Below are 15,802 nucleotides of genomic sequence, written 5' to 3'. Positions count from 1 at the left end.
CGTAATCAGGTCATGCGGTAACCAACCCGCGTATATCAGAGTGATCTATCGTCGTCACCGACTCTGGCCGACCTTCTGCACAAAAACACCATGACCTAACCAAACTGAATACCAACTTGACTGGTCCAACCATATCAGTGGTTTACTTTGATTCTGAGATTTCCGGGGAATGGTACGGGCCGGTTGGTAGAATCGGGGCATGAAGCTTGAACCGCCCTCCGAACGATTTATCAATCGCCTGACATTGGCATGCGGGCTACTCATGGTGCCATTTTCGATATTGGTCCTGCTGACCGAGAGCTTCACGTGGGACCGTGTCCTGCTGCTGTTTGGCGGACTTGTGGTGATCGCACAATCGACGGCATCGCTGCTCCGGCTGAGGAACCAATGACCCGCGACCACCAGCACAACCGCCGGTATTGGCTACGAGGAATCGTCTACGGCGCTGCCGGATGGACGTTAGCGGACCTGGCCGCGATTGCCGTATCATCGTGCCCGTGGCTATTTGTCCCAATGGTGGTATTGGTATATTCGTTCTTCCTGGTTGGAATAGCCGCCGTCCTTTGGCCAGAAATCTGTCGCATCGGTGGTTTTCTCAGCAAGGTCAAGTCCCCATGACGCTCGACCACGCCCACAACCCGGACCCCAACGTCAACGCTCACCGCATCGTAGCGGAGTCGACCCGGGACGATTCCAAGCTGCCAGCCGACCTAGAAGCCGCTTGGGCGCAATGGTCCGCCGGGGTCCAGAAGATGGACTAGCGGGGCATGACGCTGCTGCGGGCAGCGTTTGAGGCGGGATGCGAATCGGGAAGGGCCGGACTTAGCTGAGTGTCCCCCTGTCCTGGCTAGCAATCTTGCGACCATTAAGGTTGTAGCGATTATGCTAGCACTCCTCGACGGAAATCCTTTGTGGCACGTATTTTGCGCTATTGCGCCACGTCTTAAATTCGATTACAATTTCAAACGCCTGCGCTTGTAAGTGTACATATGTCTGCTAAAGTCGGAGGTAGGGGTCGCCATGCAAATTCTTCAGATCGTAAATCGCTGTCGTTACTGTGGGAGCGATATGACCGACTCGGTTACGTCGATCTCGTACTTGGAGAATCCGTACTGCTCCAGCTGCCTCAACGAACGATTGAAGAAAGCCGCAACTTTGCTTGGTCCGATTAAGAATAGGGTCGTTGGGCGATATCTAGAGCCTATGCTGCTGAATCAAAGTATGACTTGAGGTGATGAAAGGCTTGCCTCTCTGTCAGCCCTGTTTTCCATAGTGTGTTACGCTGCATTTGCAGCTTTTTTTTGCCGCACTTGTGGAACTGCACATCGCACTTATTGCCGCTTCGGATTAGTTCGATCTCAAGTCGCGGCTTTCCGATCTTCTTTCCCGTCCATAGCAAATTGCCGCCTGGATGGGCCGTCGTTTGCCAGTCGGTTTTAATGTCGACTTTACCGAGCGCATCAGCAAAGTCGCTTGCCGTTTGGTAACGATCTGCCGGATCAAGGCTTAATGCCTTGCGAATGACGGTCCGCAGCAGTTTAGGGACGTGCGGCAAAAACTTGTCACGTCTCGGAAACTCGCCCGCCAGAGTGCGAGTTTCCACTTCGAGCGGATCGGTAGATCGCTGAGAATCAAAGAATGCGTCACCGTTTGCGGCGCGATACAGCGTCAATGCAGTTTGATAAACATCCGACTGGAATGAACCGACTCCGCTATAGCATTCAGGTGGAATCCCGTCGAGGTACATCCCCGGTCGAGACGCGATGCCCATTGGCCCTGCCACGCGTGATTGCCCAAAATCAGCCACCATCGGCACGCCTGAATCCGAATAAAATATGTTCGATGGTTTGATGTCAAAATGAATGAGGTTCTTGAGATGAATACTTATTAAACCGCTTAGAACACCCTGGCCCAGCTTCGTTACTTCTTTAAGAGCTAGCGGGCCATTAACGGTTCTATTGCGCAGCGATCCGTTCTTAAAAAACCTCATTGCCAAACAGATTTTATCAGCGGTTTGGAATGCGCACAAAATCGGCACGACATTTTGATGGTCAACTTGGAACATCACTTGGGCTTCATTGAAATAGTCGGAGACGCTTGTTCCAAAATTGACTTTGTCGATTTCTTTCACCGCTATTTCGCCCCCCAATTGCGGATCGTCGGCGAGATAAACATGAGAATGCATGCCCTGGCCAGTCCCGATCTCATGTTTTCGGGTGTAAGTTATTTCCCCCTTAATTAGCATTGCGGCTCCCCAAGTGCAGCTACGGCGACAAGGATCGCTTCTCGACGATTAGCTGGTTTGCCCGCCAAGTCTAGCCCTCGAAGGTCGCCGCTCTCCAGATATGCTTTAGCCCGCGGGGAGTCTAGACGTGACGATATCTGCGCGAGCTGGCCAGTGAAGACCTTTAGATTGGATGAGCATGCTGCTTCTAGGATCACGCCCTCGATCCTCGCACGGGCAAACATACTCCCGAGGGACTTTCCTTTAGCGCCACGTTGCAGAAATGTCTCCCCATATCGGACCGCAGCCACATGCGCCTGATGTTGCTCGATCATCTGGCGCACTTTATTGCGATACCAATGAAGCGCCTCCGGTTCGGAATCCGTCTTAGGGGCCGAGAATTTCCCTTCGGCGACCAACTTAGGCAAGTCTACTGTGCCCTCGACCACCGCCCAATGCACGGTGTCCTTCTCTGCCCGGAACCCGATTGATCGCATGGCGCGTCCTAGCCGTATTTGCGAATGTCCCTGCGTGCTGCCAAGAGCAGCTGCTGGCGCACCCACGCTGATAGGTCAAGTCCCGATGAATCGGCGGCTTCCTTGAAGGAGTCGTATTCCTTGGGCTGCACGCGGACCTGCATCAATTTCTCCCTAGCTTGGCCCTTTGGTTTCTTTGGTCGTGGCATGCCATAAGTGTACTGATAAAAAACTTCACCGTCAATCCTTGACTGTAATGTTACTGTCATTACAATAACTGTCACGCAAGGAAATTGAAATGCGAAAACTATCAGCCGAAAAACGAGCCGCTGTCCCGCCTGGTCGAAGGCAACAGCATCAACGCCGCGGTCCGTATGACTGGGGTTTGCAAGGTGACTGTCCTCCGCCTGTTGGCCGATGCCGGCACCTTCTGTGCGGACTATCACGACGTATTCGTGCGAGGCGTAACACCTAAGCCAATCCAGATGGATGAAATCTGGGGTTTTTGCTGCTGCAAGGATAAGGCCAAGCAAGGCGGTGCAGTAGGTCACGGCAGCGTTTGGACGTGGGTAGCGATGGATGCCGACACCAAGCTCGTCATCAGCCACCACGTCGGGGCACGTGGCACCGAGGCCGCTGTGGCCTTCTCCAAAGACGTTGCCGGCCGGATCGACGGGTGTTGCCAGCTAACGACTGACGGCCATCCGAAAGGAGATTTCAGACTGACGCACTACCCGCGATCGAAATCGGAAGTCGCATTGCGAACCTTGGTATTTTGAATTAGGTGCTCATCGTCGCTTATCCCGCTCGAATGCCTCATGCCTGCTCTGCAAATCGTTTCTAACCGTCGTTCCCTCCTCATACTGCCATCCTGTCCACAGGAATCCGCGACTTACGGTTTTGCATGGATTCGGTGAAATACTCTTCAACTTCCCCTCCTTACACATTTGATTTAGAAACCGGCTGATGGCTGTCGCTGAACGATTCTCATTCGCCGCCCGGTTGTACCACCTGCAAACAATGTGCGAAGGAATGTGGATTCGCTCCTTATCAATGTCGTACGACAATTCCGCCAGCCGGTCACCGAAATAGTCCTCGACGAAAGTCGACTCCTCCGCCTCGACGTCGGCCTCCGCTTGGCGCTCTAGAATTCTCTGCTGAGCATCCGCCGGTTCGGGAAGACGAGAGAGTACTTCCCGCTCCCACGCGGACCATCGCGAAAACTTAGCCAACTGTGATCGCGGCTCGTCGAAAAATCCGACCAGGTCAGCAATGATCGCTAGGCGATTTACCCGGATGTAACCGACTGTTTCCTCTTCCCACGTGCCCGATCGGTTCGGGGTCTTCAACTTGATGATCACCGACCTTTGCGCCATGTCGGCAGACAGGCTGGCGCCATTGAGCGTGATAATCCACATTAACGTGTTCGGTCGGGATCCTTCGCCCACGTACATTCGGTGGCCACTGATCGCCGGCGCCGTGATAATCGCCTCGAGTTCAGCCCAGGAAAACTTGAACGACTTCACGTTATCCAATGTGGCAATTCGCTTCGACAGCCCTTCATCCGAGAGGAGGCGTGTTTTGATGGCATCGATTTTGTCTTGGGTGCTAAAATCTATGAGGCCGCCAACCAGGCTCCCAAGCATCTCGGCTAGCTTCGTCTTGCCGATGCCGCGTCCCTTGTCGGCCGTGATCACGAACGCCGGCCGGGAGCCGGAGGGACCTCCCCAGACTGCTGTTGCGAACATCGCCTTAATAAGATCGGCATCAATGTCGTCCGCTGGGCAGAATCGATCGAGAAGGCCTCCCAGGGCAGTTCCGTCGCCAGGTGTAGGATGTGCGCACGCGTAATAATGCCCTTCGATTGGCGGTACGTGCGGGGAGTGTTCAATTGCGGTGTAGTTCGTTGCTACTCGCTGTAGTGTCGCGAAAAGCTCTTCCTTGGTGACGCATCCCTTTCGCCGCTCCCAGAACACTGGCGACTTCGTCTTTTCGGCAACCCAGCCGAAGAGCGCCGGCGGGGTCATAAGCCAACTTATGCCGTTTTCCTTCGGTACAAACAAGGCATCGCCCAGACGTCTCGGCCAGTTGTCCGTCAGGTTGAACAGAGCGGCAAGTAGCTCCTGTACGGTGAGAGGCAGCACGATCTCATCTTCACCAGATCCGACCGCGACGGCATTGGAGAATGTACGAACTTGAGCAATTGCCTTTTCCCTTGCCTTGGTTTGGTCAACCTCATCCAATGACGGTGCGAGGATTTCGCGCTGAGCAAAAGGGAGGGTCGCCTTAATGATTGTCAGTAATTCGGCTATGGTCCGTCCCTCGCTGAACCAGTCGCGAAGATCTTTGCCGTGCTTGGCCTGGATTTCGTATGGCAGTACTGGGCAGCGCACCTCTTTTGCCGCAGTAACAAGTTGCGATGCCGCGATCACGACCCCTTCTTGTCCCGGCACGTCGGCGTCGCCGAATATTGCCACAAATTTATCACGGAAGGCATCATTTAGCGCAGGATCAAACTTTTTTGCGCCGTGAGTCGTGGTGACTGCGATATGACCGGCGGGTAGATGCGGGGCGAGCGCCAAGGCGTCTGGTAAACCCTCGCACTTCCAGACGTGCGTTGAACAGGCAAGTTCTGCGGCCGTACCGACAATGATCAGGCTTACAACTGAGCCAGCAACAGTATGCGTTTTTCGAGCTGCCAGATCGTTGTGCGCGGCAAACTCTTTGCCGTCATATCTATATAGAACGATCGCGGTCGGCTTTGACCAGTCATCCGGCCTAAATCCTTTGAATCCGACGCATAAACTGTCACAACCGCGGCACGCGGCGGCCCCCGCGCGAATCGCGGCACAAGGATCGATGTTCTTCGCTCGAGCCCAAGTGGGAAGAATATTGTTGAGGGTGACGCTTGGTTTCCACTCGATCAAATGTTCCGCTAATTGTCTGGACGATCTCTGCATCCCTATGTTGCGTCGTCCCGGAAGATCGATGCCACATCGTTCGGCGTAATGGGAGCGTACATCTTTCCAATCGCCGAGCGATGGATTCAGCCTTGCGGCCAAGTCCCAAAAGGAGGTTGCTTTGCCATCGCCTCCACCAAGATCGGTGTAGCAGCCGGGTTTCTGTCCATTGCAAGTGATGCAGACTGCTGCCGAGGCGCTCTCGTCTTCACGTCCGATAGCATGGCATGCCAGCCAACCGCCATCATTTGGCTGCGATCCCGTGAATTTCACGCCGAGTTTTTCGCATTCGGTTCGAATATCGATCGCCGAGAGAATCTTTCGATGTAAATCTTTCCAATCAGTATGTGATTTGGTAGCATTAACCACGTTCAAGCAATCCTTTGCTCTAGTCCGGCGGGGATGAAGAACACGAAGCCCGCGGTTTTCACGAACCGGCGGGCTTATTTTTTGCGCTAGATATTCGCCAACACTCGGCGCGCGGCCACCACACGAGCCGTCCGTTGCCTGTGAGTTTGCGCGAGATCCTGGTATCGATCAGGCGTAGCGGCGGCGCTTGTGCGCTCGACAAATCTGCCGAAGGCTTCGATAGAAGTCTTCCGCCTTCCGCCGATTAGGATCGTTTCAAGCCGAACGCCGCGGACACCGCGCAGGTGCCACCGATACAGGGCAGCTATTGATGGACGGCCGGGCAGTTGCTTCGATGCTTGTTGCATCGTGAGCAGTGTCTCATTGAGCATGGAACCACCTTTCGCCGCGCATAAAGAAGCCCACTGGGAAACACGTTCCTAGCGGGCGTTTTTGGCGGGCACGGCAGGCCGGCAAAGCGCGCAGGAACGAAGTCCTCAGCCCTCACCGCACAATGCGGATCGAGCTACTTCGTCCTGCTCGGCATGGCCACCCGGTGGTATGCGGTGGGTTTGTCCAAACGGCGTTTTAGGGGAAACCAGCTACTGTTTGCAGCAGGACTTTCGTCTTATGTTTCCTTTTCGCCTTCCGGCAAGGAACCCAGCGTTTGCTCCAAACTGACCGGCCACTGAAACACTGCAATAAAGCGGCCGCACCAAGCACCATGTTATCCCTTTCTATGAGGGACTTACGTCATGCGATCTTACGTCACGCATGATTTAGCCGACATTAGGTGCCGCCCACGAGGCAGGGGCGTCGTTGAGATTCTTCCAAGTCAGCGTGCAATAGTCAATATCACGTATGCTCACCCAATGGCCGTCATCACTTTAACGGCCAGTGACAAGTCACGTTCAGCATAAATCTGCGTGACGTTCGCCTGGCTATGTCCGAGAACCACCTGCGCCGCCTCAAGTCCGAACTGGCGACGTGCTTCGGTACCGGCCGCATGCCGTAGCTGGTTCGGATGCCAGATAGTCAACTTCGCCTTATCGCATGCCCTCCTGATCGCGCGGTTGTAGCTGTCCTTGGAGTAGTGTCGTGACGCCTTGCTCGACGAAAAGCAGTACTCCGCCGGCCCGCGATTGAGGTAGGGCTTCAAGACTGCCTGCGCTTTCGGGCCTACGAAAATTACCCGGGAGCGTCCGTGATGTTGAGTTTTGAAACGGCGTGGCGTGTATAGCCAGATGGCGCCTGTACCATCCATGTCGCCCGGCCGAACGATGCACGCTTCGCCAGGACGACAACCTGTCAACCGCTGGAAGCGAACTAGATCAGCAACAACTTGCCGCAGGAAAGGCAATGTACTTTCTACGAGACTGTCTGCAACTGCCTCGACGGGATCGGTTTCCCTTGCGTCGGTGCGCCCTCGTTTTAGGCCAGGAAGGGTAGCAAGAGCTTGATACACAGATGGCGGCAGTAGTTCTTCGGCTGTAGCCCATCGAAATATACGGCGGATGCCACCGATCGTGTCATTGATGTAATTACGTGACAGCCCCTTTGCGATGAAGTGCTGGCGCATGGCCTTCAATTTGAGCGGGCCGAATTCGGCAGCGGGAGTTTCGCCGTACAGATCCCGCAGCGCGCGGACCATAACGCGAACATGCGGCAGTTTTCCGGACGGCTTACCGTCTTTGGTGTAGTAGCACAGCGCGTATTTCCAATACAGGGCGGCGAGCTCGACGACGGTTAACCCATCGATCGAGACCGACTGTGCCGCGACGACCGCTGGTCGCGCACAGAATTCTGCGACGATCCGCCGGTACCGTTCATGAGACTCTGGCGAATCGTACTTGCCCAGATAGACTTGGCGGCCGTTGATGTTGACGTAGGCCTGGCCAACCGCCTTGTGACGCCGATACGCAGGGATCTTCAGTGCGGACATGCAACCTCCCGAGGAAATGGTCTGTAGGACTACAGACTTTCCGTCGTCTTGCGTGCCGCACTGCCGACCATCGGCAGGTAACAGAAATGCTCGTTTCGGCGGGGCTTACAACGAATGGGCGTTACAGGACTCGAACCTGTGACTTCTACCGTGTGAGGATAGCGCTCTAACCAACTGAGCTAAACGCCCGCGAACGCTTGCCTACTAACGACTGCCGCCAATGGCTTGCGTCTCTGACTTTCTACCACGCCGGCAGAAAGTCGTCGACGGCTCGACATTTTATCTTAGCCGACGAGTAATCGTCCGCCCTGACTGTCGTGCGGCGCTTCGACGTAACTCATCCGACCAGAAGGACTCCGATTAAACCCAACTCAAAATCGGCTGACAAGCCCCAGCTTCCATCTGCGGGCCAGAACAAGCGGTTGCCCGGCACCTGGCGGTAGAAATGTCGCGGCCAGCAGCGCGATGATACAATCGAGACCACGACAGCGTTGGGATCGAGTTCCGTTTTTCGGCTCCTAATAGCGTCGTAGGCCTCGGTCGGGCGGGCCACGTTTCTGGCGGGCGATACCGGTAGATGGAATTGATGCACATTTCGGAAGAATGCCGCAACGAGCCGACGCGTCCCAAGCCGGCGTCCCGCTGCGCGCTAGGAATTTCACTCGCGCGGCAGGGCGTATTCTCGCTCTGCTGGGCCTTGCTGATTGGACTGCTGCTGGCATCTGCTGACACGCTGAGAGCGGCCGAGCAGGCCGCGGCCACGAACAGGTCGGCGGACGAGCAAACAGTCTTCGCCATGCTGCAGGCCAAATGCGCCCGCTGCCACGGTGGTGAGGCCCCCAAGGCCGAGCTCGATCTGACGTCGCCGGGTGGAGTACGGCGCGGCGGCGAGTCGGGCGCCGTCGTCGTGCCAGGCAAGGCAGACGAAAGCCTGCTTTACGAAAAAGTGCACGAACGCTCGATGCCCCCCGAGGACAAAGACCCTCTCACCGACCAAGAGTTGGAAGCCTTGCATCGCTGGATCGACGGCGGCGCTCACACCACTCCGCGCGAAGGTGCGCCAAGTGATGCCGCAGAAACTGCTCTCACGCAGCACGATGTGCTGCCGATCATGCTGCGGAGATGTACCGTTTGCCACGGGGCACGCCGGCACGAGGCCGGCCTTGATTTGCGCAGCAAGGCAAGCATGCTGCGCGGCGGAAAATCGGGGCCCGCGATCATTCCAGGCGATCCGGAAGGAAGCCTGCTCATCAAGCGGGTGCGGGCCAACGAGATGCCACCGCGCGACAGATTAGTCGAAGTCAGCATCAAACCGATCGAGGCCAGCGAATGCGATGTTGTCGCTCGTTGGGTTCGCGAGGGGGCTATCGAAGCGACCATCGAACCAGATGTCGCCACGACGGCAGGAGATCTGGCTGTCACGGACCAAGATCGTGCTTTCTGGGCGTTTCAGCCGCCGCGGCCCGTTTCGGTTCCATCAGTGGATGCCGCGGCAGGCGTGCGGAACCCGATCGACGCGTTCATTCTCGACAAGCTCGCAAGCCAAGGAATTGCCTTGGCGCCCGAGGTCGACCGCGCGACATTGTTGCGGCGTGTCACGCTCGATCTGACCGGCCTGCCACCGGCTCCGGTCGACGTCGAGGCATTTCTGGCGGATACCGCGCCTGACGCGTATGAAAAGATGGTCGATCGGCTACTTAGTTCGCCGCGCTACGGAGAGCGTTGGGGCCGCATCTGGCTGGACGTGGCCGGATACTCCGACTCGGAAGGTAAACGCGAACAGGACCTACCCCGCTCGGATGCTTGGCGCTACCGCGACTACGTCATTCGTTCGCTCAACGCCGACAAGCCCTACGATCGGTTTCTGTTGGAACAGTTGGCCGGCGATGAATTGGCCGATTACCAGCACGCGCCGGAAATCACGCCCGAGATCTACGACAACCTGGTAGCGACCGGCTTTCTGCGGATGGCTCCAGATGCAACCTGGGCCAACATCACCGGCTATCTCGACGATCGGCTAGAAGTGATCTCGGACGAGATCGACGTGCTAGGCTCGGCTGTCCTGGGATTAACGCTCAAATGTGCCCGTTGTCACTCGCATAAGTTCGATCCGATTCCGCATCGCGACTATTACCGGATGGCAGCGATCTTCAAGGGCGCCTTTGACGAGAACGACTGGCTCAAACCCGATGTGCGTCCCGGCCTTGGTCCCTTGAGCCAGGACTTGCTCTCCGGGCGACACCTTTCTTATGTAACTACCGTCGAGCGCCGCGCGTGGGAAGCAAATAACGCACGGATCGAGCAAGGTGTCAGCGCCTTGCAAGCGACTCTCGAGCGGCAAGCCGCGCCGGTGCGTGCGAGGGTTCTCGAAGAGCGTCTAGCGCAACTGCCAGAAACTCTGCGCGACGATTTGCGCACGATGTTGGCTACCGTGCCCGAGCAACGCGACTCGATACAAAAATACCTGGCTGAGAAGTTCGAGGCGCAATTGCGGATCGACGACAATGCCTTGCGCGCACTTGATCCGGCATTCAAGACGCTGGCGGAAGAAACCGATCGCCAGGTGAAGTCGCTTCAGTCCGAGAGGTTACCCGAGCCGAGAATCCACGCACTGTGGGATCGTGGCGAGCCGTCGCCGACATATATCTATCGTCGTGGCGATCCGTTGACTCCCGGGCGTTTGGTCGGGCCGGGCGTGCCCGCGGTTTTGACCGATGGCCGTACGCCGTTCGACGTGCAACCACCCTGGCCTGGCATAAATGCAACCGGGCGACGACTGGCCTTCGCCAAATGGTTGGTTCGCCCCGATCATCCGCTCACGGCGCGCGTCATGGTCAACAGGCTGTGGAAGCATCATTTCGGCACCGGCATCGTGAAGACGCTGGGGAATTTCGGCAAGGCGGGTGCGCCTCCGTCTCATCCCGAGCTGCTTGACTGGCTGGCCACGCAATTTGTCGAGCGCGGTTGGAGCCAGAAAACAATGCACCGCCTGATGGTCACGAGCGCCACGTATCGGCAAAGCTCGGCCGTGACACCGCCCCACCAGCGTCTCGACCCGGATAATACGCTGGTTTCGCGAATGCCGCTGGCGCGTCTCGACGCCGAGCAGCTGTACGATGCGCTGTTAGTTGCAGCCGGACGGCTAGATGAAACACCGTTCGGGCCAGGCGATGCCGTGCAGGTTCGCGCCGATGGTCTGATGACCCCGGTCGGCAGCGAGCGCGGCTGGCGTCGTTTAATCTATGTCAAGCAAATGCGAAAGCAGATGCCCACGCATCTGGAAAATTTCGATTTCCCGCAGATGAACCCTAATTGCGTCGAGCGTCGCGACTCGACCGTTGCCCCGCAAGCACTGCACTTGATGAACAACGGTATGGTCGGCCAGCTTGCGGAGCAATTTGCAGCCCGGGTGGCGCGCGAAGCCGGCCCGGAGGTGGCCAAGCAGATCGACCATATTTATATGATCGCGCAGTCGCGCCACGCGACGAGCGAAGAGCTGGCCGTGGCCCAAGATGCCCTACGTCGTTTGAGTGAGGAATGCGCGAAAAGTGCGGCAGCCGCCACGTCGAGCACTCCCGATCACCCGACGGCAGACCAAGAGGCACTTACTACCCTGTGCCACACGATCATGAACTCGGCGGCATTTTTGTTTGTGGATTGACGGACGGTGCCATGATCGACAAGAACTCCAGCAGACAGAGAGCGACGCAACTGGCGCCACCCTCCGCGGCGGCGTTGTCGCGTCGCGGATTCTTACACCGCGTCTCGGGCGGCATCCATGGGGCCGCGCTGGCATATTTATTGAGCCAGGATTTTGCCGGCAGTCGCCGCCTGCTCGCCGCCGAATCGCCGGTGCACCCTCCCATCGATATGGCCCCGCGGCCGCCTCATATCGCGCCGCGCGCCCGGACCGTGATCCATCTGTTCATGAATGGCGGGCCGAGCCAGATGGATTTGTTCGACCCCAAGCCGGCGCTCGACCAGCATCACGGCGAGGCCTATTTCAGCAAGATTGCCGGCGAGGTCGAAAACCCGCAAAGCGCCGGGGCCATCATGCGCAGTCCGTTCAAATTCGCGCAGCATGGCCAATGCGGCATGTGGGTGTCGGACGCATTGCCTCACCTGGCTCGACAGGTCGACGACCTGGCACTGATTCGTTCGATGTACACGACCAATCTCACGCATGAACCCGCGATTTATCTGGTTCAGACCGGCAAGATGGGACCCGGGCGGCCAACGCTGGGGTCATGGGTCGTTTATGGATTAGGAAGCGAGAATCAGAATCTGCCCGCGTATGTTGTCCTCGACGATCCGTTGGGGCTGCCCATCAATGGGGTCGACAACTGGCAAGCGGGCTTTCTGCCACCCGTGTTCCAAGGGACACGATTTCGCTCGACGGGATCTCCGGTTCTCAATCTGCGGCCCGACGTCGATCGCCCCCCCGCGCTGCGTGCGATGGAGCAGGATCTGCTCGCGCGGTTAGACGCGATTCACAAACGCGGCCGGCCCGGCCAGCCGAATCTCGACGCGCGGATTGCCAGCTACGAACTCGCGGCGCGGATGCAAGTCGCCGCGACCGACGCCCTGGATTTGTCACGCGAAACGGCGCAAACGCACGAAATGTACGGCATCGGCAAAGAGCCGACCGATTCTTACGGCCGCCGCTGCCTGATCGCGCGGCGATTGGTCGAGCGGGGCGTGCGCTTCGTGCAGCTCTATATCAATGGGCAGATTTGGGACAATCACACCGGCCTGGCCGCGGGCCTGAAGGGGGCCTGCGAGCGCACCGACCTGCCGATCGCAGGTCTGTTGCGCGATCTCAAGCAGCGCGGCCTGCTGGACGACACACTGGTCGTATGGGGCGGAGAATTCGGCCGCCTTCCCATCGCACAGTTGGCCGCCGACAAGAGCGAGCACACTGCCGGCCGGGATCACAATAAAAACGCCTTCTGCACCTGGATGGCCGGCGCAGGAGTCAAAGGGGGCCTGACGTATGGCGCTACCGATGAGCTGGGGCTTGCATCCGTCGAGAACCGCGTTAGCGTACCTGACTGGCACGCGACGATTCTGCACCTGTTAGGCCTCGACCACGAGGAACTGTTCCTAGAACAAAACGGTCTGAAAGAGAAGCTGACCGGCGTGAACGGAGCCCGCGTGGTAAAGGAGGTATTGGGTTAGGGCGCATCCTCAACATGGCGCCATCGTCGGACGCCATCCCGCAGTGAACGATTCCTTGAGCCAGCATGCCCGACGGCTCGCACCTCTTACTTTTAATAGGCGCAGTGACACGCATAGAACCCTTAAAGCCGCCCCGGCCACAGCCTTTCGCTCAGCAACCAAGCGCTACTGCCCAGGACCAGCAAGCCGCGCGCTTGAGCGACCTCTCTCCCGAGCAATGGAAGTCCGGTATCGCGGCCTGGCTTGGTTGGTTGTTCGACGGGCTGGACATGCACCTGTACATACTGGTGGCGACGCCCTTCGTGGCAGAGTTATTGGATGTAACCGATCAAAAGGACCCCAGCGTCGGCTACTACAGTTCCTGGATCCAGGCCGCGTTCTTGTTCGGCTGGGCGCTAGGAGGCGGTTTCTTTGGTCGCATCGCCGATCGGCTGGGGCGCAGCCGGGCATTGATGGCGACGATTTTGACCTACGCGATTTTCACTGGTCTGTCGTACTTCGCGCAGACGTGGTGGCAGCTGATGATCTTGCGATTTTTGGCGGCGCTTGGCATCGGCGGCGAGTGGGCCGTGGGCGCGTCGCTGTTGAGCGAGACCTGGCCGCAACGTTGGCGACCGTGGATGGCCGCCGTACTGCAAACCGGCGTGAACTTGGGTGTCATGCTTGCCGGGCTGGCCATTTTCCTGCTGGCCGATCACTCGCCGCGGACAGTATTCCTAGTCGGGGTATTGCCTGCGCTACTGGTCCTGTGGATTCGCCGTGCCGTCCCCGAGCCCGAAGAGTGGCACACGGCCAAAGCCAACGCGGCCCATGCCCAGCCGCCATTCGGCGATTTATTTCGCTCGCCGGTCCGGCGCGTGACGATCTTGACGTTGCTGGTCTGCGGCCTGGCGCTGACGGCACATTGGGCCTTCATGTTCTGGTACGCGCAGCAATTGCGGAACCTGCCAGAGCTTGCCGACTGGACCGCTGCCGAACGCGGTCATCTGGTGAGCAAGGCAGTGTGGTTGGTGATGATCATGTCGATCGTCGGAAACTTCCTGGCCGCGGCCTTGGCACGTCGCTTTCGTTATCGGCGGGCAATCGCCGTGTTGTGCCTGGGATACTTCGTGTCGCTCGCAGTTACGTACGGGGTGCCGCGCGATCACAATTCGCTGTGGTATGGATTGGCGGCCATCGGAGTCTGCCAAGGCTTGTTTGGCTTGTTCACCATGTACTTGCCCCCACTCTTTCCCACGCTGCTGCGCACGACCGGGGCAGGATTTTGCTATAACTTCGGCCGGATCGCCGCTGGCCTGGGCACGGTGGTGTTTGGATTGTTTTCGCACGTCGGCGACTCGCGATTAGCGATGCTGTTCGCCGGATTTCTGTTTATTCCCGCTGCCGGCATCGCGTGGTTAATGCCCGACGCGCCGGAAGAAAGAATCGCAGCCGGGCAAGAGCAGCCATGACGAGCAGACCCCCTCTCGAAAATTCTGCGCTGACGACAGGTAGTTGCCGCGACTTCGGCTACGAGGCTTGCGACCGTTGGGCCCAATTGCCAGCGGGCTACAAGTGGACGGAGGTCTCGGCCATCGCCACCGACGGCCACGACCAGGTCTACGTTTTCAACCGGGGTGAGCAGCCGGTGATCGTGTTCGCCGCGGACGGCACTTTTTTGCGGTCGTGGGGCACGGGGATGTTCGCCCGCGCGCATGGCATCTTCATCGGGCCCGACGACTCTGTGTACACGACCGATGACCTCGACCATACGGTGCGCAAATTTACGCCCGAAGGGAAACTGCTGCTCACGCTGGGCACGAGCGGGCGTCCTGCCGACACGGGCGCCACGAGCATTGATTTTCGCACGATCACGCATGCCGGCCGGCCATTTCATTTTCCTACCAACCTGGCGCTCGCCCCCGACGGCGCAATCTATGTGGCCGACGGCTATGGCAACGCGCGGGTTCACAAGTTTGCCCCCAACGGGGAATTGATCCTCTCCTGGGGAGAACCGGGAAGCGGGCCGGGACAGTTCCGTGTGCCGCATGGCATTGCTGTCGACGCGGCGGGAACCGTCTATGTGGCCGACCGAGAGAATAGCCGCATCCAGCGCTTCTCGGCGGATGGTGTCTATCGCGACGAGTGGACCGAAATCGCTCGACCGTGCCAGGTGTTTATCGATCCCACGGGCGATGTGTTCGTAGCCGAGTTGGGCTATCGCGCCGGCATGTGGCCTGGCACGGTTGCCCCCAGCCCCGATGCCACTGGCGGACGAGTAAGTATTTTCGATCGCAGCGGAAAGCTGCGCGCGCGATGGGGGGGCGGCGACGACCCGTGCGCTGCTGGCGATTTCTTCGCGCCGCACGACATTTGGGTCGACTCGCGCGGCGACATTTACGTCGCCGAAGTCGTCATGTCCGCCGGCGGCAACCGCGGGCTGGTCTCGCCCGATTGCCATACGTTGCAGAAATTTACGCGCCATTAAGAGCGGCAGTCGCAGAATTGCACCACGGAGGCTCGGAGGCACAGGGACTCGCAGCGGGAATCAGGACAACAATTTATTAGCCACGAATCACACGAATTGCACGAATAAAGACGTGTACGTGGAAATCTCATTCGCGTGATTCGTGCTTCGGAATTATTCTCTTACATTTTTTGTGAGCACAAATCGACCGCAGCAGGTTCGGTACTT

The 15,802-nt window shown here is 58.2% G+C and carries 10 protein-coding genes and 1 tRNA gene; 6 read left to right on the top strand and 5 right to left on the bottom strand.

Annotation, left to right across the window (positions count from 1 at the left end):
• Window positions 1-199: 199 nt before the first annotated feature.
• The gene (locus tag VGG64_28235; protein ID HEY1603522.1) at window positions 200-391 is read left to right on the top strand and encodes a hypothetical protein; all 192 of its coding nucleotides are present in this window, start codon (window positions 200-202) and stop codon (window positions 389-391) included.
• Window positions 392-1,201: 810 nt separating this feature from the next.
• Here the strand turns inward: VGG64_28235 and VGG64_28230 are convergent.
• Together VGG64_28230 and VGG64_28225 are read right to left on the bottom strand one after the other, a co-directional pair.
• Entirely contained in the window at window positions 1,202-2,245 is a 1,044-nt protein-coding gene (locus tag VGG64_28230) for a serine/threonine-protein kinase (protein ID HEY1603521.1), read from the bottom strand.
• A gap of 484 nt (window positions 2,246-2,729) precedes the next feature.
• Window positions 2,730-2,864 (bottom strand): hypothetical protein, encoded by a 135-nt coding sequence (locus VGG64_28225; GenBank protein ID HEY1603520.1) that lies wholly within the window; start codon window positions 2,862-2,864, stop codon window positions 2,730-2,732.
• 129 nt (window positions 2,865-2,993) lie between these two features.
• Here VGG64_28225 and VGG64_28220 point away from each other — a divergent pair, with 129 nt between their 5' ends.
• Window positions 2,994-3,479 carry a hypothetical protein gene (locus tag VGG64_28220; protein ID HEY1603519.1) on the top strand — a complete coding sequence of 162 codons (486 nt, stop codon included), beginning with the start codon at window positions 2,994-2,996 and terminating at the stop codon, window positions 3,477-3,479.
• Window positions 3,480-3,488: 9 nt separating this feature from the next.
• On the opposite strand, the gene VGG64_28215 is transcribed toward VGG64_28220, so the two are convergent.
• From VGG64_28215 to VGG64_28205, 3 genes are all read right to left on the bottom strand, one after another.
• A complete protein-coding gene (locus VGG64_28215) occupies window positions 3,489-6,029 on the bottom strand; it encodes a hypothetical protein (GenBank protein ID HEY1603518.1) in 2,541 nt (846 codons plus the stop codon).
• Window positions 6,030-6,873: 844 nt separating this feature from the next.
• Window positions 6,874-7,950: a tyrosine-type recombinase/integrase gene (locus VGG64_28210; GenBank protein HEY1603517.1), complete on the bottom strand. Its 1,077-nt coding sequence runs from the start codon at window positions 7,948-7,950 to the stop codon at window positions 6,874-6,876.
• Window positions 7,951-8,065: 115 nt separating this feature from the next.
• Window positions 8,066-8,139, bottom strand: a tRNA-Val gene (locus VGG64_28205).
• Window positions 8,140-8,536: 397 nt separating this feature from the next.
• Between VGG64_28205 and VGG64_28200 the strand changes: the two genes are divergently transcribed.
• From VGG64_28200 to VGG64_28185, 4 genes are all read left to right on the top strand, one after another.
• Window positions 8,537-11,611 carry a PSD1 and planctomycete cytochrome C domain-containing protein gene (locus VGG64_28200; GenBank protein HEY1603516.1) on the top strand — a complete coding sequence of 1,025 codons (3,075 nt, stop codon included), beginning with the start codon at window positions 8,537-8,539 and terminating at the stop codon, window positions 11,609-11,611.
• Window positions 11,566-13,128: a DUF1501 domain-containing protein gene (locus VGG64_28195; protein ID HEY1603515.1), complete on the top strand. Its 1,563-nt coding sequence runs from the start codon at window positions 11,566-11,568 to the stop codon at window positions 13,126-13,128. Before VGG64_28200 ends, VGG64_28195 begins: the two co-directional genes overlap by 46 nt.
• 194 nt (window positions 13,129-13,322) lie before the next feature.
• Entirely contained in the window at window positions 13,323-14,579 is a 1,257-nt protein-coding gene (locus VGG64_28190; GenBank protein ID HEY1603514.1) for an MFS transporter, read from the top strand.
• Entirely contained in the window at window positions 14,576-15,595 is a 1,020-nt protein-coding gene (locus tag VGG64_28185) for a peptidyl-alpha-hydroxyglycine alpha-amidating lyase family protein (protein ID HEY1603513.1), read from the top strand. Before VGG64_28190 ends, VGG64_28185 begins: the two co-directional genes overlap by 4 nt.
• Window positions 15,596-15,802 lie beyond the last annotated feature (207 nt).

The organism is Pirellulales bacterium (genome assembly GCA_036490175.1).
GTDB lineage: Bacteria > Planctomycetota > Planctomycetia > Pirellulales > JACPPG01 > JACPPG01.
The sequence above is the reverse complement of the archived record's forward strand: the minus strand, read 5'-3'. Positions and strand labels throughout refer to the sequence as shown.

Coding starts and splice junctions, on each gene's coding strand:
- VGG64_28235 (HEY1603522.1), top strand. CDS start 200: ATGAAGCTTGAACCGCCCTCCGAACGATTTATCAATCGCCTGACATTG.
- VGG64_28230 (HEY1603521.1), bottom strand. CDS start 2,245: ATGCTAATTAAGGGGGAAATAACTTACACCCGAAAACATGAGATCGGG.
- VGG64_28225 (HEY1603520.1), bottom strand. CDS start 2,864: ATGCAGGTCCGCGTGCAGCCCAAGGAATACGACTCCTTCAAGGAAGCC.
- VGG64_28210 (HEY1603517.1), bottom strand. CDS start 7,950: ATGTCCGCACTGAAGATCCCTGCGTATCGGCGTCACAAGGCGGTTGGC.
- VGG64_28200 (HEY1603516.1), top strand. CDS start 8,537: ATGCACATTTCGGAAGAATGCCGCAACGAGCCGACGCGTCCCAAGCCG.
- VGG64_28185 (HEY1603513.1), top strand. CDS start 14,576: ATGACGAGCAGACCCCCTCTCGAAAATTCTGCGCTGACGACAGGTAGT.